The 18,455-nt window shown below is 75.4% G+C and carries 14 protein-coding genes; 8 read left to right on the forward strand and 6 right to left on the reverse strand.

Annotation, left to right across the window (positions count from 1 at the left end; all coding sequences use genetic code 11):
• Nucleotides 1-10: 10 nt before the first annotated feature.
• The 5 genes from ABGA99_RS21330 to ABGA99_RS21350 all read left to right on the forward strand — a co-directional run bounded on the left by ABGA99_RS21330 (nucleotide 11) and on the right by ABGA99_RS21350 (nucleotide 9,628).
• Nucleotides 11-5,692 carry a type I polyketide synthase gene (locus tag ABGA99_RS21330; RefSeq protein WP_347583217.1) on the forward strand — a complete coding sequence of 1,894 codons (5,682 nt, stop codon included), beginning with the start codon at nucleotides 11-13 and terminating at the stop codon, nucleotides 5,690-5,692.
• Complete coding sequence (locus ABGA99_RS21335; protein WP_347581608.1) at nucleotides 5,685-7,199, forward strand: FAD-dependent monooxygenase; 1,515 nt, start codon at nucleotides 5,685-5,687, stop codon at nucleotides 7,197-7,199. Before ABGA99_RS21330 ends, ABGA99_RS21335 begins: the two co-directional genes overlap by 8 nt.
• Nucleotides 7,200-7,516: 317 nt before the next feature.
• Nucleotides 7,517-8,092: a TerD family protein gene (locus ABGA99_RS21340; RefSeq protein ID WP_018840686.1), complete on the forward strand. Its 576-nt coding sequence runs from the start codon at nucleotides 7,517-7,519 to the stop codon at nucleotides 8,090-8,092.
• A gap of 227 nt (nucleotides 8,093-8,319) precedes the next feature.
• A complete protein-coding gene (locus ABGA99_RS21345) occupies nucleotides 8,320-9,216 on the forward strand; it encodes a hypothetical protein (protein ID WP_347581599.1) in 897 nt (298 codons plus the stop codon).
• 67 nt (nucleotides 9,217-9,283) lie between these two features.
• A complete protein-coding gene (locus ABGA99_RS21350; RefSeq protein WP_347581598.1) occupies nucleotides 9,284-9,628 on the forward strand; it encodes a rhodanese-like domain-containing protein in 345 nt (114 codons plus the stop codon).
• Nucleotides 9,629-9,650: 22 nt separating this feature from the next.
• On the opposite strand, the gene ABGA99_RS21355 is transcribed toward ABGA99_RS21350, so the two are convergent.
• From ABGA99_RS21355 to paaA, 5 genes are read right to left on the reverse strand one after another with little or no spacing between them, the layout of a single operon-like run.
• Nucleotides 9,651-10,748, reverse strand: a complete 1,098-nt coding sequence (locus ABGA99_RS21355; protein ID WP_347583218.1) for a 2Fe-2S iron-sulfur cluster-binding protein — start codon at nucleotides 10,746-10,748, stop codon at nucleotides 9,651-9,653.
• On the reverse strand, nucleotides 10,745-11,389 hold the full coding sequence (locus tag ABGA99_RS21360; RefSeq protein ID WP_347581596.1) for an iron-sulfur cluster assembly protein: 645 nt from the start codon (nucleotides 11,387-11,389) through the stop codon (nucleotides 10,745-10,747). Before ABGA99_RS21360 ends, ABGA99_RS21355 begins: the two co-directional genes overlap by 4 nt.
• The gene (gene paaC, locus ABGA99_RS21365) at nucleotides 11,383-12,162 is read right to left on the reverse strand and encodes a 1,2-phenylacetyl-CoA epoxidase subunit PaaC (protein WP_347583219.1); all 780 of its coding nucleotides are present in this window, start codon (nucleotides 12,160-12,162) and stop codon (nucleotides 11,383-11,385) included. The genes ABGA99_RS21360 and paaC overlap by 7 nt, the downstream gene beginning before the upstream one ends.
• Nucleotides 12,159-12,539, reverse strand: coding sequence for a 1,2-phenylacetyl-CoA epoxidase subunit PaaB (paaB, locus tag ABGA99_RS21370; protein WP_347581594.1), 381 nt, complete (start codon nucleotides 12,537-12,539; stop codon nucleotides 12,159-12,161). The genes paaC and paaB overlap by 4 nt, the downstream gene beginning before the upstream one ends.
• The gene (gene paaA, locus ABGA99_RS21375; RefSeq protein WP_347581593.1) at nucleotides 12,536-13,570 is read right to left on the reverse strand and encodes a 1,2-phenylacetyl-CoA epoxidase subunit PaaA; all 1,035 of its coding nucleotides are present in this window, start codon (nucleotides 13,568-13,570) and stop codon (nucleotides 12,536-12,538) included. Before paaA ends, paaB begins: the two co-directional genes overlap by 4 nt.
• Before the next feature lie 163 nt (nucleotides 13,571-13,733).
• Between paaA and ABGA99_RS21380 the strand changes: the two genes are divergently transcribed.
• The 3 genes from ABGA99_RS21380 to ABGA99_RS21390 are packed head-to-tail and all read left to right on the forward strand — an operon-like array spanning nucleotide 13,734 to nucleotide 16,737.
• Entirely contained in the window at nucleotides 13,734-14,510 is a 777-nt protein-coding gene (locus ABGA99_RS21380) for a DUF5819 family protein (RefSeq protein ID WP_347583220.1), read from the forward strand.
• A gap of 50 nt (nucleotides 14,511-14,560) precedes the next feature.
• A complete protein-coding gene (locus ABGA99_RS21385; protein ID WP_347583221.1) occupies nucleotides 14,561-15,913 on the forward strand; it encodes an HTTM domain-containing protein in 1,353 nt (450 codons plus the stop codon).
• Between the two features lie 32 nt (nucleotides 15,914-15,945).
• Nucleotides 15,946-16,737, forward strand: a complete 792-nt coding sequence (locus ABGA99_RS21390; protein WP_347581590.1) for an RNA methyltransferase — start codon at nucleotides 15,946-15,948, stop codon at nucleotides 16,735-16,737.
• 2 nt (nucleotides 16,738-16,739) lie between these two features.
• Here ABGA99_RS21390 and paaN read toward each other — a convergent pair whose 3' ends face one another.
• Nucleotides 16,740-18,422, reverse strand: coding sequence for a phenylacetic acid degradation protein PaaN (paaN, locus tag ABGA99_RS21395; protein ID WP_347583222.1), 1,683 nt, complete (start codon nucleotides 18,420-18,422; stop codon nucleotides 16,740-16,742).
• Nucleotides 18,423-18,455: the final 33 nt, after the last annotated feature.

Below are 18,455 nucleotides of genomic sequence, written 5' to 3' on the forward strand. Positions count from 1 at the left end.
GAGGACCGCCATGGCGAACACCGCGGACACGACGCACCCGGGCAACGAGGCCCGCCTCCGGGACTACCTGGAGCGCGTGACCGTCGACCTGCACGAGGCGCTCCGCCGGCTGCGCCGGGCCGACCTGCGCGAGCGGGAGCCGATCGCGGTCGTCGGCATGGCCTGCCGGTTCCCGGGCGGGGTGACGACGCCGCAGGAGCTGTGGGAGCTGCTGGCCGCGGGGCGGGACGCGATCGGCGGGTTCCCCGCGGACCGCGGCTGGGACCTCGACGGGCTGTACGACCCCGACCCCGACCACCCGGGCACCAGTTACGTACGGCACGGCGGATTCCTGTACGACGCGGGGGACTTCGACGCCGAGTTCTTCGGCATCTCGCCCCGCGAGGCCCTGGCCATGGATCCGCAGCAGCGGCTCTCGCTGGAGACCGCGTGGGAGGCCGTCGAGCGGGCGGGGATCGACGTCTCGTCCCTCGCGGGCAGCCGCACCGGCGTCTTCGTCGGGACCAGCGGCCAGGACTACGGGATGCTCACGACGACGACCGCCGACCGGGTCGAGGGCTACGTGATGACGGGCAACGCCGCGAGCGTGCTGTCCGGGCGGCTCTCGTACACCCTCGGTCTGGAGGGCCCGGCGCTGACGCTGGACACCGCCTGCTCGTCGTCGCTGGTGAGCACCCACCTCGCCGCGGGGTCACTGCGCGCGGGGGAGTGCGATCTCGCGCTCGCGGGCGGGGTGACGGTGCTGGCCACGCCCGCCGGGTTCGTGGAGTTCAGCCGGCAGCGCGGGCTGGCGCCGGACGGGCGCTGCAAGTCCTTCGCGGCGGCGGCCGACGGCACCGCGTGGGGCGAGGGCGTGGGGATGCTGCTGCTGGAGCGGCTGTCCGACGCGCGGCGGCACGGCCACCCGGTGCTCGCGGTGATCCGCGGCTCGGCCGTCAACCAGGACGGCGCCAGCAACGGCCTGTCCGCCCCCAACGGCCCCTCGCAGCAGCGCGTCATCCGCGCCGCCCTCGCCGCGGCCGGCCTGGCGCCCGGGGACGTCGACGCCGTGGAGGCCCACGGCACGGGCACCAGGCTCGGCGACCCCATCGAGGCACAGGCGCTGCTCGCCACCTACGGCGGCGGGCGGCCGGCGGAGCGGCCGCTGTGGCTCGGCTCGCTGAAGTCGAACGTCGGCCACACGGCGGCGGCGGCCGGCGTCGCCGGGATCATCAAGATGGTCCAGTCGCTCCGCCACGGACACCTGCCCGCCACCCTCCACGTGGACGAGCCGACACCGCACGTCGACTGGGCGGCGGGGGAGGTGCGGCTGCTCACCGAGCGCCGGGAGTGGCCGGAGTCGGACCGGCCGCGCCGGGCGGGGGTGTCGGCGTTCGGGGTCAGCGGCACCAACGCGCACCTGATCGTCGAGGAGGCGCCCGCGGAGGCGCCGTCGGCGGTGCGGGAAGCCGGGGAAGCCGGGGAAGCCGGGGAAGCCGGGGAAGCCGGGGACGGCGACACCGGCGGCCGGTCGCCGCTCGTGATCGGCACGGGCACCGGCGCCGGGCCGGTGACGCCGTGGCCGCTGTCGGCCCGTACCGAAGACGACCTGCGCGCCCAGGCCGCCCGCCTCCACGCCCACGTCACCGCCGCGTCCCCCACCGATCCGCCCGCGGTGCTGGACACCGGGTTCACGCTCGCCACCGGCCGCCGGCCGTTCCCGCACCGGGCGGTGCTGACCGCCGCGGACGCGGACGGCTTCGCCCAGGGCCTGCGCGCGCTGGCCGACGGGCGTTCCGCGGCGGGTGTCGTACGGGGCCGGGCGCGGGCCGCGGACGCCGCCGGTGCGGGCCCGGTGTTCCTCTTCGGCGGCGGCGGGTCCCACTGGGCCGGGATGGGACGCGCACTGCTCGACGCCTCGCCGGTGTTCGCCGAGCACATCGCCGCCTGCGAGAAGGCGCTGGCGCCGCACGTCGACTGGTCCCTCGGCGACGTACTCCGGCACGCCGAAGGGCCCGAGCTGGAGCGGGCCGACGTCGTCCAGCCGGCGCAGTGGGCCGTCGCCGTGGCGCTCGCGGAGCTGTGGCAGGCGTGCGGGGTGCGGCCGGCGGCCGTGGTGGGGCACTCGCAGGGCGAGATCGCCGCGGCCGTCGTCGCGGGCGGGCTCTCCCTCGACGACGGCGCCGCCGTCATCGCCCACCGGGGCGCCGTGCTGGCCACCCTCGCGGGGCAGGGCGGCATGGCCGTCGTACCGCTGCCCGAGGAGGCGGCGACCGACCGGCTCGCCCCCTGGGCCGGGCGGCTGACGGTCGCGGCCGTCAACGGCCCCGCGGGGGTCGTGGTCTCCGGCGAGACCGAGGCGCTGGACGAACTGCTGGCCGCGCTCGCGGCCGAGGACGTGGACGCGCGCCGGGTACGGGTGGACTTCGCCGCGCACTCGCCGCAGATCGAACCCCTGCGCACCCGGCTGCTCGCGGGCTGGCGGGACATCCGGCCGCGGCGGGGACGGGTGCGGTTCGTCTCGACGGTCACCGGGGAGCCGTTCGACACCGCGGATCTGGACGCCGGCTACTGGTACCGCAACGCGCGGAGCACCGTCCGCTTCGGGACCGCGGTCGGCGCCCTGGCCGGCTCGGGCCACCGGGCGTTCGTCGAGGTGGGCGCCCATCCGGTGCTCACGGCGGCGGTGCAGGAAGTCCTCGACGCCCAGGGTGCGGGCCCGGACGCGGCGGTGCTCGGCACGCTGCGGCGGGACGACGGCGGCGCCGACCGCTTCCTCACCGCGCTGGGGGAGGCGTACGCGGCCGGGCTGCCGGTCGCCTGGCCGGAGCTGTTCGCGGGCACCGGCGCCCGCCGCCGCGAGCTGCCCACCTATCCCTTCCGCCGCGAGCGGTTCTGGCTCGCCCCGGCGGCCGAGGGGACGGGGCGGACGGTCCCCGACGACCGGTTCTGGGACTACGTCGAGCAGCGGGACGCCGCGACCCTGGCGAAGGCCTTCGGCGTGGCACCGGCCGCGCTGGACGCCGTGCTGCCGGCGCTCGCGGAGTGGCGGGCCCGGGGACAGGAGAGCGACGCCGCGGAGCGGCTGCGGTACCGGGTGGTGTGGCGCGCGGCGGCGAAGCCGGGGGACGCGGCGCGTATCGACGGGGACTGGCTGGTCGTCGCTCCCGCGGACGCTCCCGGAGCATCCGGCGCGGTCGTACGGGCGTTGACGGAGCGCGGCGCGCGTTGCCGGCTGCTGGAGGTGGACACCGCCGCGGCCGCGCGCGAGCCGCTGGCCGGGCGCCTGCGTGACGCCGCCCCGGCGGGCGCGGCGGGGGTGCTGTCCCTGCTGGCGCTCGACGGCGCGACGGCGCCCGGCGAGCCGTACCTCACCGTGGGCACCACCGCCACCCTCGCGCTGGCGCAGGGCCTGGCCGACGCCGCGCTCGACGCCCCGCTGTGGGTGGTGACCAGGGGCGCCGTCGCCGTGGACCGGGACGACGCAGCGCCGCGGGCAGATCAGGCGGCGGTCTGGGGCCTGGGCCGGGCGGTCGCCCACGAGCACCCGGGGCAGTGGGGCGGACTCGTGGACCTGCCAGGGAAGGCCGCGCCAGGGAAGGCCGCGCCAGGGGAGGCCGCGCCGGGAGGGGCCGCGCCGGAGGAGCCCGCACCGGGGGCGGCCGTACCGGAGGGGGAACTGCCGGAGGGCGGGGCGTGGTCCGGGCTGGCCGACGCGCTCGCGTTCGCCCTCGCCGGCGCCGCCGAGCGGCGCGAGGACGAGATCGCGGTACGCCCCGCCGGAGCGTTCGTACGCCGCCTCGTCCGCGCCCGCCCCGACCGGCCCGGCACCGCCGGCCGCGCACCCGCCCCCTGGCAGCCGCACGGCACCGTCCTGGTCGCCGGCGCCGACGACAGCCCGCGCGCCGCCACCGCGCGGCTGCTCGCGGCCGGGGGCGCCGCGCACGTGCTGCTGGCCGGCGGCACCCCCGCGCGTACCGAGGCCGAGGCGGCGGAGCTGACCGCCGCCGGGATCCCGGCCACGGCACTCGCCACCCGCCCGGGCCACGACGAGATGCTGGCGGCCCTGCCGCCGGACCTGCCGCTCACCGCCGTCGTGCACACCGGCGCCGCACCGGGAGACGTGCCGATCGACCGGCTCACCCCCGCGCGGCTGTCGGAGACCTTCGCCGCGTCCGGGGAAGCCGGCGCGCTGCTGGCCGGGTTGGAGGGCGTGCCGCTGGAGGCGCTGGTGTGCTTCTCCTCCGTCGCCGCGACCTTCGGGGGCGTCGGCCAGGGGGCGTACGCGGCCGTCTGCGCGCACGTCGAGGCGCTGGTCGAGGGGATGCGGACGGCTCTCGGGCTGAGGGCGGCGTCCGTCGCCTGGGGGCCCTGGAGCGGCGCCGGGCAGGGGGAGCAGCGGCTCGCCCGGGCGGGCCTCGGTCCGCTCGACCCCGCGCGGATGCTCCACGGCGTGCGCTGGGTCGTCGACGAGGACGAGCCGGGCGCGGTGGTGGCGGAGATCGACTGGGAGCGTTTCGCCGCCTCGTACGGCGCGGCCCGCCCGGGCGCCCTGCTCGCCGAGCTGGCCTCCGACGTCCCCGTACGCTCCGAAGACTCCGCCGGGACCGCCCCGCGGCAGCGGCTTGCGGACGCCACCGGCGACGAGCTGCGCGCGCTGCTGGCCGACCTGGTCAGGACCGAGGTGGCCGCCGTCCTCGGCCACACCGACCCCGGAGCGCTGGCCGACCGGGGGCTGCTGGAGCTGGGCTTCGACTCGCTGACCACCGTCGAACTCCGCAACCGGCTGGGCGGCGCCACCGGCGCCCGCCTCCCGGCGGCCGTCCTCACACGGAATCCCGACCTGGCCGCGCTCACCGAGCAGTTGTACGCCGAGCTGTCCCCCTCCCCCGCCGGCCCGCCCGGTGCGGACGACACGGGCGGCGGCTTCCTGTCCGCGATGTTCCGGGGGGCGCTGGAACAGGGACGGTCGCGGGAGTTCATCGACATGCTCGGCACGGCGGCCTCGTTCCGTACGGCCTTCACCGGCCCCGGCGACCCGGGCGCGCTCACCGCGCCCGTCCCGCTCACGGCGGAGGGCGCGGGGCCGCACCTGATCGCGCTGCCCAGCGCGCTGGCGGCGTCCGGACCCCACCAGTTCGCGCGGCTCGCCGCCGCGCTGCGCGGCGACGGCTACCGGGTGACGGCGCTGCCCCTGCCCGGCTTCCGCGCCGGCGAGCCGCTGCCGGCGAGCCTGCCGGCGCTGCTCGACACCCTGGCCGCCACCGCCGCACGCGCGGCGGGCGACGGGCCGTTCGCCCTCGCCGGGTACTCCTCGGGCGGCCTGCTCGCGCACGCCCTCGCGGAGCGGCTGGGGGCCGCGGCGGTGGTGCTGCTCGACAGCCGGCCGCTCACCGAGTACAGCCCGGCGGACCATCCGGAACTGCTCGACGGCGTCGCCGCGCGGATGGACGTCATCGACGACACCCGGCTCACGGCGATGGGCCGGTATCTGGAACTGCTGCACACCCTGCGCCCGGCGCCGGCCGACGTCCCCACGCTCCTCGCCGCGGCGCAGCGGCCGATCCCGGCCCGGCCCGTGCCGTGGCCGCTGCCGCACACCGAGGTCGTCGTACCGGGCGATCACTTCACTCTGATCGAGGACCACGCCGCGACGACCGCCGCCGCCGTGAGCGCATGGCTGAGCAACGTCTGGAGAACGAACGATGAGTAACGCCCAGGACCACAGCCGCAATGCCGCCGCCGAGGACTCGGCCTCGGACGATCCCGTCGTCGTGGTCGGTGCCGGCCCGTGCGGGCTGGTGATCGCCTGCGAGCTGCTGCGGCTCGGCGTGCCCACCCGGCTGCTGGAGGCCGACACCGAACCGCACACCGGCTCCCGGGCCGTCCTGCTCTGGCCGCCGACGCTCGACGTACTCGACGGGCTCGGCATGCTCGACGACGCACTGGCACGCGGCGTGCGGCCGGCCGCCCTCGCGTACCACATGCCGGACGGCAAGACGCTCCGCGTCGCGCTGGGCGAGGCGAACGAACCGCTGTTGCTGCCGCAGCAGGAGACCACCCAACTGCTGCTGGGCGTGCTCGAAAAGCTCGGCGGCCGGGTCGAGTACGGGGTCCGCGTCACCGACGTCACCACCGCCGACGACACGGTCACCCTCGCCACCGAGGGCCCCGACGGCGCGACCGGGACCGTCACCGCGCCCTGGCTCATCGGCGCCGACGGCGTCGGCAGCACGGTGCGGCAGAAGCTCGGCATCCCCTTCGAGGGCGGCAGCGTGCCGATGACGTTCGTGCTGGCCGAGGGGGAGGTGACCGGCGACTTCGGCCGGGACGCGGTGCAGTACTTCCTGGGCCACAAGGGCGCGGTGCTGCTGTCGCCGCTGCCGGGCGGTCTGGTCCGCATCTCCGGCCCGGTCCCGCCCGACATGCCGATGACGCGCGAGGCGGTGCAGCAGATGCTCGACGAGCGCGCCCCCGCCGGGCTGCGCTACGTCTCCGCCACCTCCATCGACTCGTTCACCAGCCAGGAGCGGATCGCCAAGACGCTGCGCTCCGGCCGCGCGTTCCTCGCCGGCGACGCCGCCCACGTCCACTCCGTCGTCGGCGGGCAGGGGCTCAACCTCGGCATCCAGGACGGCCGCAACCTGGCCTGGAAGCTCGCCGGCGTGATCCAGGGCACCCTGTCCCCCGCCGTGCTCGACAGCTACGGCCCCGAGCGGCGCGCCATCGCCGAGGAGGTCGTGCAGACCACGGGCCGCATGATCCGGCAGGCCGCCGCCGGGCCGTTCGCCTCCCGCGTACGCAACGGCGTGTGGGCCCTGATGCAGGCCACGGGCACGCTGCGGCGCTGGTACGCGCCCATGCTGGCCGGCCGGCTCACCCGCTACCCCGACGTGCTCTTCGGCGCTCCCACGCCCAAGCCGCCCCGCGGGCTGCCGGCCCCCGGCAGCCGTACGCCCGCGTGGGTCCCGGCGGCCGGCCCCGGGCAGGAGGGCTTCCGTCTCCTCACGCTGGGCCCCGGCGACGCCGGCGCCCTGCGGCCGGCCGCCGAGCGCCTGGCGGCCCGCCACCCGGACGTGCTCACGTACGCGCATGTCACCCACCGCCGGACGGGCTGGCTGCTCCTGCGTCCGGACGGGTTCGTCGCCGCGTCCGGCAAGGGCGCACCGCAGCTCGCCGGGATCGAGGGGCTGCTCGCGCGGGTCGTCCCGGGACCCTGACCGGGGCCGCGACCTGGTGGGATCCGAAGCGCTGGTCAGCGAGCTGTGAAACGATTGCGGTGAGCGACGGGTCCCGGCCGGGTGGCCGGGGTCTTGTTTCACGTGAAACGCCCGGACGGCGTAACGCGCCGCCCGGGGGGTTCCGGGGCGATCGGCGAAGGTGGTAGACCCGAGGGCACGAGGTCCGATTCGTCGCCGTACGCTGGCGGGAACCGGGGTCCCGGGGTGCTCGTTGCACCAATGGGTGCCACGGTCAGCCGGGCCCAGCAATGTTCGTCAAGCGGCGCGGCCCGCGCCGGATTGGGGCAGGGTAAGTCATGGGTGTCAGCCTCGCTAAGGGTGGAAACGTCTCACTGACGAAGGAGGCGCCGGGTCTTACGGCCGTCATCGTCGGCCTCGGCTGGGACGTGCGGACCACCACCGGCTCGGACTTCGACCTCGACGCCAGCGCACTGCTGCTCGGCGCCGACGGGAAGGTCCTCTCGGACCAGCACTTCATCTTCTTCAACAACCTCAAGAGCCCCGACGGCTCCGTCGAGCACACCGGTGACAACCTCACCGGTGAGGGCGAGGGTGACGACGAGCAGGTGAAGGTGAACCTCGCGGGCGTGCCCGCCGAGATCGAGAAGATCAGCTTCCCGGTGTCGATCTACGAGGCCGAGAGCCGCCAGCAGAGCTTCGGCCAGGTGCGCAACGCGTTCATCCGCGTCGTCAACCAGGCCGACAACAACGAGATCGCCCGCTACGACCTCAGCGAGGACGCCTCGACCGAGACCGCCATGGTCTTCGGCGAGCTGTACCGCAACGGGGCCGAGTGGAAGTTCCGCGCCGTGGGCCAGGGCTACGCCTCGGGGCTGCGCGGCATCGCGCAGGACTTCGGCGTCAACGTCTGAGTCAACGTCCGAGCCGGTAACGGCTCTTGAGGCGGTGGACCCGCGGACCCCCGGGCCCGGGGTCCTCCCGCCCTGCCCGATCAGCGGACCGGCGACGGCAGAGCCGTCGCCGGTCTCGCCGTCTCCGGGGCCGGTCACGGCCGCCGCCCGGCGCGGTTCGTATGCGGCGGGCCACTCCTCGCGGAACTGGCCGTCTCGCCCCGGGGCCCACCCCGTACGCTGGCGGGGTGACGGAACCCGCGGAACCCGACGAGCAGACGCCCCCCGACGACGAGCACGCGCGCGCCGACGGGACAGGAAGCGGCGGCGAGCACGCCAAGGAAGCGGACGGCGGCGACACCGGTCCCGACACGGGCGCCGAGCGGCTGGAGCGCGCCGTACGGGCCGCGGAGCAGGCCCTCATCGAGTTCGAGGTGGCCGTCGAGACGTTCCGTATCGAGGTCGACAACTTCTCCCGGCTGCACCACCAGCGCCTCGGCCCCATGTACAGCCGCCTCGACGAACTGGACGCCCTCCTCGCCGAGGCCAAGGCCGAGCGGACCGGCGACCCGGAGGACAAGCGCCTGGCCGACGAGGCGCGGGCGCTGGTGATGCCGATGCCCGGTGTCGAGGAGCTGTTCGGCGGCTGGCTCGATTCCGACGGGCTCTCGCCGGAGGCCGCCGACATGCTCACCGGCCGGCCCGTGTCGCCCCCGCCGCGGGTGCGGCCCAGCGAGGAGGCCCGCCGGCTCTACCGCGAGCTGGCCCGCATGGCGCACCCCGACCTCGCCCAGGAGGAGCACGAGTCGGACCGGCGCAGCGCGTTCATCGCCCGTGTGAACACCGCGTACGCCTCCGGGGACGTCGAGGCGCTGACCGCGCTCAAGGCGGAGTGGGAGGCCGGGCCCGCGCCCGAGGAGCCCCGGCGCAGCCGCGCCGAGGAGCTCTACGCGCGGCTGGAGTGGCTGGCGCAGCGCAAAGAGCTGCTGGTGTCGGTCGCGAAGCAGCTGGAGGAGGGCGCGATCGGCCAGATGCTGAAGCTGGCGCCCGACGACCCGGACCGGCTGCTGGAGGAGATCGCCGAGGAGCTGCTGGCACGGGTGTCGGAGAAGGAAGCGGCACTCGCGGAGCTGGCCCGCGGCTGACGCGGGCACGGCGACGGGACCGGCGGCGGCGCGGGAGCACCGGACGGCGGTCCGGTAGCGTCGGGGCATGAGCTTTGGTCACGTACCCACGGTCGGCATCGACGAGCTGGCGGAGGCCGCCTTCCTGCTGGACGTCCGCGAGGACGACGAGTGGCAGGCCGGTCACGCCGAGGGCGCACTGCATGTCCCGATGAGCCAGTTCGCCGCGCGCTACGGCGAGGTGACCGAGGCGGCGCCGCAGGACGGCCGGATCAACGTGATCTGCCGCTCCGGCGGGCGCTCGGCGCAGGTGGCGATGTATCTCGTGCAGCAGGGGATGGACGCCGTCAACGTCGCCGGGGGCATGGAGGCGTGGGCCGCCGCCGGGCGGCCGGTCGTGGACGACAAGGGCGCCCCGGGGCACGTGCTCTGACGCGGCCGCGGCCCGCCCCGGGTCAGCGGTCGAAGTCCAGCTCCACCTGCTGGGTCACCGGGTGCGACTGGCAGGCCAGCACGTATCCGGCGGCCAGCTCGTCGGGCTCCAGCGCATAGCTGCGGTCCATCCGGACCTCGCCGCGGACCAGGAACGCCCGGCACGTACCGCAGACGCCGCCCTTGCACGCGTACGGGGCGTCCGGGCGGGCCCGCAGCACCGCGTCGAGCAGCTTCTCGCCCGGCCGCAGCGGCCAACTGCCGGAGCGGCCCGCGAGGGTGGCCGTCAGCGTGCTGTGCTCGGGCCCGGCGCCCGCGGGCTCGGGGGCCGGGGCGTCGTCGACGTGGAAGATCTCCTCGTGGATCCGGCGGCGCGGCACGCCGAGGGTGCGCAGCCCGCGCTCCGCCTGCTGGATGAGCCCGAAGGGCCCGCACAGGAACCAGCCCGCGACCTCCGCCACCGGCAGCAGCGCGGGCAGCAGCTCCGCCAGCCGCGCCGCGTCCAGCCGCCCGGCGGGCAGCCCGGCCTGCTGTTCCTCGCGGCTGAGCGACTGCACGACCTGGAGCCGGTCGGGATAGCGGTCCTTGAGGTCGGCGACCTCCTCCAGGAACATCGCGGAGTCGGTGGACCGGTCGCTGCGGACGAGGCAGAAGCGGGCCCGCGGGTCGCGCCCGAGGAGGGTCGAGGCGATCGAGAGCACGGGCGTGATGCCGCTGCCGCCGACCACCGCGCCGTAGCGCCCGCCGGGGACGGCGGCGCCGCGCAGCCCGAAGCGGCCGGCGGGGGTGAGCACGGGCAGGGTCTCCCCCGGCGCGAGCCGCCGGTTGACGTACGGCGAGCAGGCGCCGTCGGCGACCTCGCGGACGCCGACCGTCAGCTCGGCGGGCTCGGGGTCCTCGGGGGAGCAGATCGAGTACGTCCGCCGGTCGCTGGCGCCGCCGTCGGTGCCGGTGGGGATCCGCAGGGCGACGTGCTGCCCGGCCCGGAAGCCGTACGCCGCGCGCAGCTCGGGCGGCACGGCGAAGGTGACGGCGACGGCGTCGTCCGTGAGGCGGCGGATGTCGGCGACCTTGAGGTCGTGGAAGACGGCGTGCCCCCGGGGTGCGGCGGCGGAGGTCACGTCAGCTCCTTGAAGTGGTCGAAGGGCTCCAGGCAGGCGGTGCAGCGGCGGAGGGCCTTGCAGGCGGTGGAGGAGAACGGGGACAGCAACTCGGTCGCGGCGGAGCCGCAGCGGGGACACGGGACGCCCGCGGCGGGGTCGGGGGCGGCGGCCCGGCTGCCGGAGGTGCCCGCGGCAGCCACGGGGGGTAGCGCGGAGGGTACGGCGGTCCCCGGCGTCGTGGAGCCGGCGTGGCCCGGCGCCGGGGCGCGCCGGGGGCCCAGCGTGACCGGGACCGGCCCGGCGGGGCGCGTCGTACGGGGTGGGGCGATGCCCGACTCGGCGAGCTTGCGGCGGCCTTCCGGCGTGATGTCGTCCGTCGTCCACGCCGGCGCCAGCACGCGCCGCACCCGTACCTCCGCCATCCCGCCGCGCTCGCGCAGCACCCGCTCGATGTCCTCGGCCATGGACTCCACGGCCGGGCAGCCCGTGTACGTCGGCGTCAGCTCGACCTCCACCGCCGCCGCCCCGGTCCTGCGCACCCCGCGAACCACGCCCAGCTCCGCGAGCGTCAGCATCGGCAGCTCCGGGTCCGGCACGCTGCCGGCCAGCTCCCGCAGCCGCTCCTCCAGCGGGGTGTCCGGCGGGGTGTCCGTCACCATGACGCCCCCGGGTGGCTGCGGTGCAGATGCTGCATCTCCGCGAGCATCCGGCCGAACGGCTCCGTGTGCACGCCCTCGCGCCCGGCCCCGGCCGACCAGCCCGTGCCGCGCGGGCCCTCGGGCAGCGTGAGCGTGGCGCGCTTCAGCACGTCGCCCACGGTCTCCAGCCACGCCGCCTCCAGCCCGGCCCAGTCCACCGCCAGGCCCTCGACGGGCCGGAACAGCTCGCCCGTGTACCGCCAGAGCGCGCCGAGGCCGGCCCGCATCCGGGCGTGCGAGGTCTCGGTGCCGTCGCCGAGGCGCAGGGTCCACTGCTCGGCGTGGTCGCGGTGGTACGCGACCTCCTTGACCGCCTTCGCGGCGAGCGGCGCCAGGGGCGAGGGCTCACCGCCGGCGGCCAACTGCCCGTAGAGCAGCTCCTGGTAGACGGAGAAGTACAATTGGCGGGCGATCGTGTGTGCGAAGTCGCCGTTCGGCTGCTCGACCAACTGGACGTTGCGGAAGGCACGTTCCTCGCGGAGGAAGGCCAGCTCGTCCTCGTCGCCGACGAGGGACAGCAGCACGCGCGCCTGGCCGAGCAGGTCGAGCGCGATGTTCGCGAGGGCGACCTCCTCCTCCAGGACCGGCGCGTGGCCGGTCCACTCGGCGAGCCGGTGGGACAGCACGAGCGCGTCGTCCCCCAGCGCCAGCGCACCCGCGGCGGCGGCCGGATCGAGGGTGGCCGGATCGAGGGCGGCCGGGTCGGTGGCGGCCGGGTCCGGGGCGGTGCTCACAGGTTCCGCACCCCCTCCGGCAGCTCGTAGAACGTGGGGTGCCGGTAGGGCTTGTCGGCGGCGGGCGCGAAGAACGGGTCCTTCTCGTCGGGCGAGGAGGCCGTGACCGCCGCGGACGGCACGACCCACACCGAGACGCCCTCCTGGCGCCGGGTGTAGAGATCGCGGGCGTTGCGCAGGGCCATGGCGGCGTCCGGGGCGTGCAGCGAGCCGGCGTGCACGTGCGACAGGCCGCGCCTGCTGCGGACGAACACCTCCCACAGCGGCCAGTCCGCCGCCGTCGCCTCCGCGTCGTCGGACCCGGGGCGCTTCTCCGCGTCCGTACGACCCGGGTCCGCGCCCGGGTCCGCACCGGAGCCGGGGGCCGCCGCGGTCATGCCGCCGCCTCCGCGGACTCCGCGGCACGCGCCTGCTTCGCGGCGTACGCCGAGGCGGCGTCGCGTACCCATGCGCCGTCCTCGTGCGCCTGCCGCCTGCGGCCTATCCGCTGCTCGTTGCACGGCCCGTTCCCCCGGAGCACTTCCTTGAACTCCGTCCAGTCGATGGCGCCGAAGTCGTGCTGCCCCCGCTCCTCGTTCCACCGCAGGTCCGGGTCCGGGAGCGTCAGGCCCAGGATCTCGGCCTGCGGCACGCAGATGTCGACGAAGCGCCGGCGCAGCTCGTCGTTCGAGTGGCGCTTGATCTTCCAGGCCATGGACTGCGCCGAGTGCGCCGACTCGTCGTCGGGCGGGCCGAACATCATCAGCGACGGCCACCACCAGCGGTCGACGGCGTCCTGCGCCATCGCGTGCTGCTCGGGGGTGCCGTGCGCGAGAGCGTGCAGCAGCTCGTACCCCTGGCGCTGGTGGAAGGACTCCTCCTTGCAGATGCGGACCATCGCGCGCGCGTACGGGCCGTAGGAGCAGCGGCACAGCGGCACCTGGTTGATGATCGCGGCGCCGTCCACGAGCCAGCCGATGGCGCCGACGTCGGCCCAGGTGAGCGTGGGGTAGTTGAAGATCGAGGAGTACTTCTGGCGGCCGGCGTGCAGCTTGTCCAGCAGCTCGTCCCGGCCGGTGCCCAGGGTCTCGGCGGCGCTGTAGAGATACAGGCCGTGACCCGCCTCGTCCTGCACCTTGGCGAGCAGGATCGCCTTGCGCCGCAGGGAGGGGGCGCGCGTCAGCCAGTTCGCCTCCGGCTGCATACCGATGATCTCGGAGTGCGCGTGCTGGGCGATCTGGCGCACGAGCGTCGCGCGGTAGGCATCGGGCATCCAGTCGCGCGGCTCGATGCGCTCATCCGCGGCGATCTTCGCCTCGAAGGCGGCGGTGGCCTGCGGTGCGGCGTCGGGCGCCCCCCTGCCCGTACGAGATCCGGAACCTGACTCGGCTCCGGACCGGCGGCCTCTTTCGGTGATCGTCTCCGGCATCGCGGCTCCCGTGCCTTCCCTACCGACCGATCGTTCGGTTCCATGCTCCTTGCCCGGCCTTACCCTGTCAAGGTCGGTTTCTGCCCCCGCACGCTGCGCGGAGGCGGTCGGGGTGGGTAGCGTGCCGGTCCTAAGGACCGGAGGAGACGGGAGCCCGGGGGTTATGGAATCGCGCCAGCCGGACGAGAGCCGCGCCGGCATACCCGACGGCGGGGGCGCCACGGGGGCGGAGGAAGAGGCGTCGGCGGAGCCCGCGCCGGAGGCCGCGCCGCGGCCGGTGCTCGGCGTCGACGGGCTGTCGCCGCTGTCGCGGATCGTCGTCGCGCTCGCCCTCGCAGTGCTGGTCGGCGTCGTCACCGTGCACCTGGGCGCCGGCTTCCTGCACGTCGCCCCGGCCAACACGCTCAGCAACAAGCACGACGAGACGATCGACCGCATCGTCTTCCCCGAGTTCGAGCAGAACTGGCGGCTCTTCGCGCCCAACCCGCTGCAGACCAACATCCACGTCGAGGTACGCGCCCAGTTGCAGACGCCCGACGGCGGCACCGAGGAGACCGGCTGGGTCGACCTCACGGCCATGGACCACGAGAACATCAAGGGCAACCCGGCCCCCAGCCACACCGTGCAGAACGAACTGCGCCGCGGCTGGGACTACTGGACCGACACCCACGACGAGGACAACCGCGCCATCTCCGACCGCGCCGACCTCGCCGAGGACTACGTCAAGCGCATCGTGATGCGGCGCCTGGGGCCCGTCCTGAACGACGGCCGGGTCGAGAAGATCCAGCTCCGCCAGACCAGCCGCCGGATCGCTCCGCCGCCGTGGAGCAGCGAGCAGTGGGACACCGCGCCGGTCTACCGCGAGCTGCCCTGGTGGATCGTCACGGGGGAGGACCTGATGGAGAGCGACCGTGAGGTGTGGGAGGAGAGCGCCCAGTGACCTCGGCACCGCACACACCCCCCACGCCCCCGGAGCCTCCCCCGACCGCCATGCCTCCGTCGCCCCCCGCACCCCCCGCACCCACCGCGTCCGCCACGCCCCCGGCGCCCGGCGGACCGCCCGTACCCCCGAAGGTCCCCTCGGCGCGCGAGCTGCGCCGGCGCTTCGAGGACGCCCTCACCCGCGGCCTCGGCCATATCACGACGCGCGCGCTCGGCCCGTACCAGACGGCCGTCGTGCGCATCGGCTTCGCGTTCACCTGGCTCTGCTTCCTGCTGCGCGAACTGCCGCACCGGCACGAGCTGTACGGTCCCGACGGGCCGTGGAGCTTCGACCTCGGCAAGCGGCTGATCGGCGAGACCGACGCCTTCACGCTGCTGATGTGGTCGCGCAGCGAGTTCTGGTTCGAGATCGTCTACCTGCTCGCCGTCGTCGCCAGCGTGATGCTGCTGCTGGGGTGGCGGACGCGGACGGCGTCCGTGCTGTTCATGGTGGGCGTGCTGTCGCTGCAGAACCGCAGCATCTTCATGGGCGACGGCGGCGACAACGTCATCCACCTCATGGCCACGTACCTGGTGGTCACGCGCTGCGGCCAGGTGTGGTCGCTCGACGCCCGGCGGGCGCGGCGGCAGGCGGAGCGCGGTGCGGCCGGTCCGGCGCAAGACCGGGTCGGGACGGTGCTGTGGGCGGTGACCGGCGTCGCGCTGGCCGTCGTCACCGTGCTCGGGCATCTGACCTGGGGCTGGGCGCTGATCTTCTGGGGGCTGTGGGTCGCGCACGCGGTCTGGTGGGCGGCGCAGCGCGCCAGGTCCGCCGAGCCGCGGACGGTCTGCGACGTGCTGGCGAACCTCGCCCACAACGCCGGGCTGCTCGTCATCATGGCCCAGGTCTGCTTCATCTACGCGACCGCCGGCTGGTACAAGGTCCAGGGCACCCGCTGGCAGGACGGCACCGCCGTCTACTACCCGCTCAAGCTGGACTACTTCACGCCCTGGCCGGGGCTCGCGGACATGATGGCGAGCAACGGGACCATGATCATGCTGCTCGGCTACGGCACGGTCATCGTGCAGGTCGCCTTCCCGTTCACGCTGTTCAACCGGCGGCTGAAGAACGTGCTGCTGACCATCATGATCATCGACCACGCGTCGATCGCCGTGATCATGGGGCTGCCGTTCTTCTCGGCGGCGATGATCTCGGCGGACCTGGTGTTCCTGCCGACGATCTTCCTGGTGTGGACGGGCGCCAAGGTCACGGGGCTGAAAAACCTGCTCCTCGGCCGGGTGCCGGGCACGGCCCCGCCGGCCAAGCACCCGCCGCAGCGGCCGGAGGCGGAAGGGCCGGACCCCGCGATCCCGGCCCAGGCGGGCTCCCCGGAAGCGCACGCGGACGCCGGCCGGGCCTGAGGGCCGCGGGCCGGGACGCGTAGGCTCGGCGCATGAGCGGGGACGTCGTACGGCAGTGGCGCGAGGCCGTCGCGGACGACCGCGCCGTGCTGCTCGACGGCTTCCACGCGCTCAAGCACGCCCTGCGCTTCGGCGCCCGCGTCCGGATCGCCGTCACCGCCTCCCGCGCCGACGCCCGCGCCCTCGCCGACGAGCTGGCTCCCGACCTCGCCGCCCGCCTCGACGCCCTGCTCGCCGAGGTGCCCGACAGGGAGCTGCGCGAGCTGGTGCCCCGGCGGCACCCCACCGGCGTCGCCGCCCTGGCCGACCGGCCGGAACCGGCCGCCGTCCGCGCCGCGCTGCGCGCGCCGCGCTCCGCGCCCGTCGTCGTCCTCGACAACCCGCGCAACCTCGGCAACGTCGGCGCCGTCGTCCGCCTCGCCGCCGGCATGGGCGCGGCCGGCGTCGTCACCACCGGCGACGCCGACCCCTGGCACCCCCACGCGGTCCGCGGGGCCGCCGGGCTGCACTACGCCACCGCCGTCGCCCGCCTCCCGCTCGCCGGCATCCCCGACGCCGCCCCCGGCCCGCTCTACGCCCTCGACCCCGCCGGCGACGACCTGCGCACCCTGCACCTGCCGGCCGGCGTACTCCTGGCCTTCGGCTCCGAACGGCACGGGATCTCCCCGGCCCTGCGGGCGCGCGCGGACCGGCTCGTCTCGCTCCCGATGCGCCCGCAGGTCTCCAGCTACAACCTCGCCACCAGCGTCGCCATGGCGCTCTACCACTGGTCCCAGACCGCCGGCCCGGACACCCCGGCGCCCGGCGGCCCGCCGGTCCGGTAGCGCTACGCGGGGCGGCGGACCTCCACCATCCGGAAGCGGTTCGCCACGAACGCGCCGTCCGTGAGCGCCGCGTTCGCCGCCGGGTTGCCGCCCGAGCCGTGGAAGTCGGAGAAGGCGGCGGTCTGGTTCACGTACACCCCGCCGGTGAGGTTGAAGGACAACTGCGCCGGCTCCTCCATGCACGCCTCCTCGATCTGCCGCTCCACCTCCGTCGAGGTCGTGTACGCACCGACCGTCATGGCGCCCTTCTCGCGGATCGTGCGCCGCAGCAGCTCCACCGCGTCCCCCGTCGAGTCGACCGCGACCGCGAACGACACCGGGCCGAAGCACTCCGCCATGTACGCCGCCTCGGCCTCCGGCTTCGCGCCGTCGAGCTTGACGATCACCGGCGTACGCACCGTGGCGCCGGGGAACTCCGGGTGGACCACCGCGCGTGTGGCCAGGGCGACTTCGCCGAGCCCCGGGGCCGCCTCCAGCCGCTCCCGCACCCCCGGGTTGACGATCGCGCCGAGCAGCGCCGCGGCCCGCTCGTCGTCACCGAGGAGCTTGTCGACCGCGGCGGCGAGGCCGGCGACCACCTCGTCGTACGACTTGCGGCCCTGGTCGGTGTCGATGCCGTCGCGGGGGATCAGCAGGTTCTGCGGGGTGGTGCACATCTGGCCGCTGTAGAGCGAGAGGGAGAAGGCGAGGTTGGCGAGCATGCCGCGCCAGTCGTCGGTGGAGTCGACGACGACCGTGTTGACCCCGGCCTTCTCCGTGTAGACCTGCGCCTGGCGGGCGTTGTCCTCCAGCCACTCGCCGAAGGCGGACGAGCCGGTGTAGTCCACGATCCGGATCTCGGGGCGCAGGGCCAGCGACTTGGCCACGCCCTCGCCCTCGCGCTCGGCGGTCAGACACACCAGGTTCGCATCGAAGCCGGCCTCCGCCAGCACCTCGCGGGCGGCCTGCACCGTCAGCGCCAGCGGCAGCACCGCCCGCGGGTGGGGCTTGACCAGCACCGCGTTTCCCGTCGCCAGGGAGGCGAAGAGGCCCGGATAGCCGTTCCACGTCGGGAACGTGTTGCACCCGACGAGCAGCGCGACGCCGCGCGGCACGGCCGTGAACGTCTTGCGCAGGTGCAGCGGGTCCCGCTTGCCCTGCGGCTTGGACCACTCGGCGACCAGCGGCGTGCGGCTCTGCTCCGCATACGCGTACGCGACGGCCTCCAGGCCGCGGTCCTGCGCATGCGGCCCGCCGGCCTGGAACGCCATCATGAACGCCTGGCCCGACGTGTGCATCACCGCATGCGCGAACTCGTGGGTGCGGGCGCTGATCCGGGCCAGGATCTCCAGGCACACCAGGGCCCGCAGCTCGGGCCCGGCCTGCCGCCACGCCTCCGTCGCCGCCCGCATCACGGGCAGCAGCACGTCCGGGTCCGCATGCGGATACGTGATCCCCAGCTCCAGCCCGAACGGCGAGACCTCGTCCCCGGCCCAGCCGTCCGTGCCGGGCTGGCCGAGGTCGACGCGGGTGCCGCGCAGCGCCTCGAAGGCCGCCTGGCCGTCCGCGGGGGCGCTCTCGCCGTACGCCTTCGGGTGCTCGGGGTGCGGCGACCAGAAGGCGCGCGTGCGGATTGCGTCCAGCGCCTGGTCCAGGATCGGGCGGTGCTTCTCGGCGAGCGCGTCGGGCGTGAGGGGGGCGGGCATGCGGAACCAACTCCTCGTCGAGCTGGGCGGAAA

The sequence above is a fragment of the Streptomyces sp. B5E4 genome (assembly GCF_039871555.1).
GTDB lineage: Bacteria > Actinomycetota > Actinomycetes > Streptomycetales > Streptomycetaceae > Streptomyces.

Excerpts from the sequence above, each read along its gene's own strand:
- ABGA99_RS21330 (WP_347583217.1), top strand. The coding sequence starts at position 11 with ATGGCGAACACCGCGGACACGACGCACCCGGGCAACGAGGCCCGCCTC.
- ABGA99_RS21335 (WP_347581608.1), top strand. The coding sequence starts at position 5,685 with ATGAGTAACGCCCAGGACCACAGCCGCAATGCCGCCGCCGAGGACTCG.
- ABGA99_RS21340 (WP_018840686.1), top strand. The coding sequence starts at position 7,517 with ATGGGTGTCAGCCTCGCTAAGGGTGGAAACGTCTCACTGACGAAGGAG.
- ABGA99_RS21350 (WP_347581598.1), top strand. The coding sequence starts at position 9,284 with ATGAGCTTTGGTCACGTACCCACGGTCGGCATCGACGAGCTGGCGGAG.
- ABGA99_RS21360 (WP_347581596.1), bottom strand. The coding sequence starts at position 11,389 with ATGGTGACGGACACCCCGCCGGACACCCCGCTGGAGGAGCGGCTGCGG.
- paaB (WP_347581594.1), bottom strand. The coding sequence starts at position 12,539 with ATGACCGCGGCGGCCCCCGGCTCCGGTGCGGACCCGGGCGCGGACCCG.
- paaA (WP_347581593.1), bottom strand. The coding sequence starts at position 13,570 with ATGCCGGAGACGATCACCGAAAGAGGCCGCCGGTCCGGAGCCGAGTCA.
- ABGA99_RS21380 (WP_347583220.1), top strand. The coding sequence starts at position 13,734 with ATGGAATCGCGCCAGCCGGACGAGAGCCGCGCCGGCATACCCGACGGC.
- ABGA99_RS21385 (WP_347583221.1), top strand. The coding sequence starts at position 14,561 with ATGCCTCCGTCGCCCCCCGCACCCCCCGCACCCACCGCGTCCGCCACG.
- ABGA99_RS21390 (WP_347581590.1), top strand. The coding sequence starts at position 15,946 with ATGAGCGGGGACGTCGTACGGCAGTGGCGCGAGGCCGTCGCGGACGAC.
- paaN (WP_347583222.1), bottom strand. The coding sequence starts at position 18,422 with ATGCCCGCCCCCCTCACGCCCGACGCGCTCGCCGAGAAGCACCGCCCG.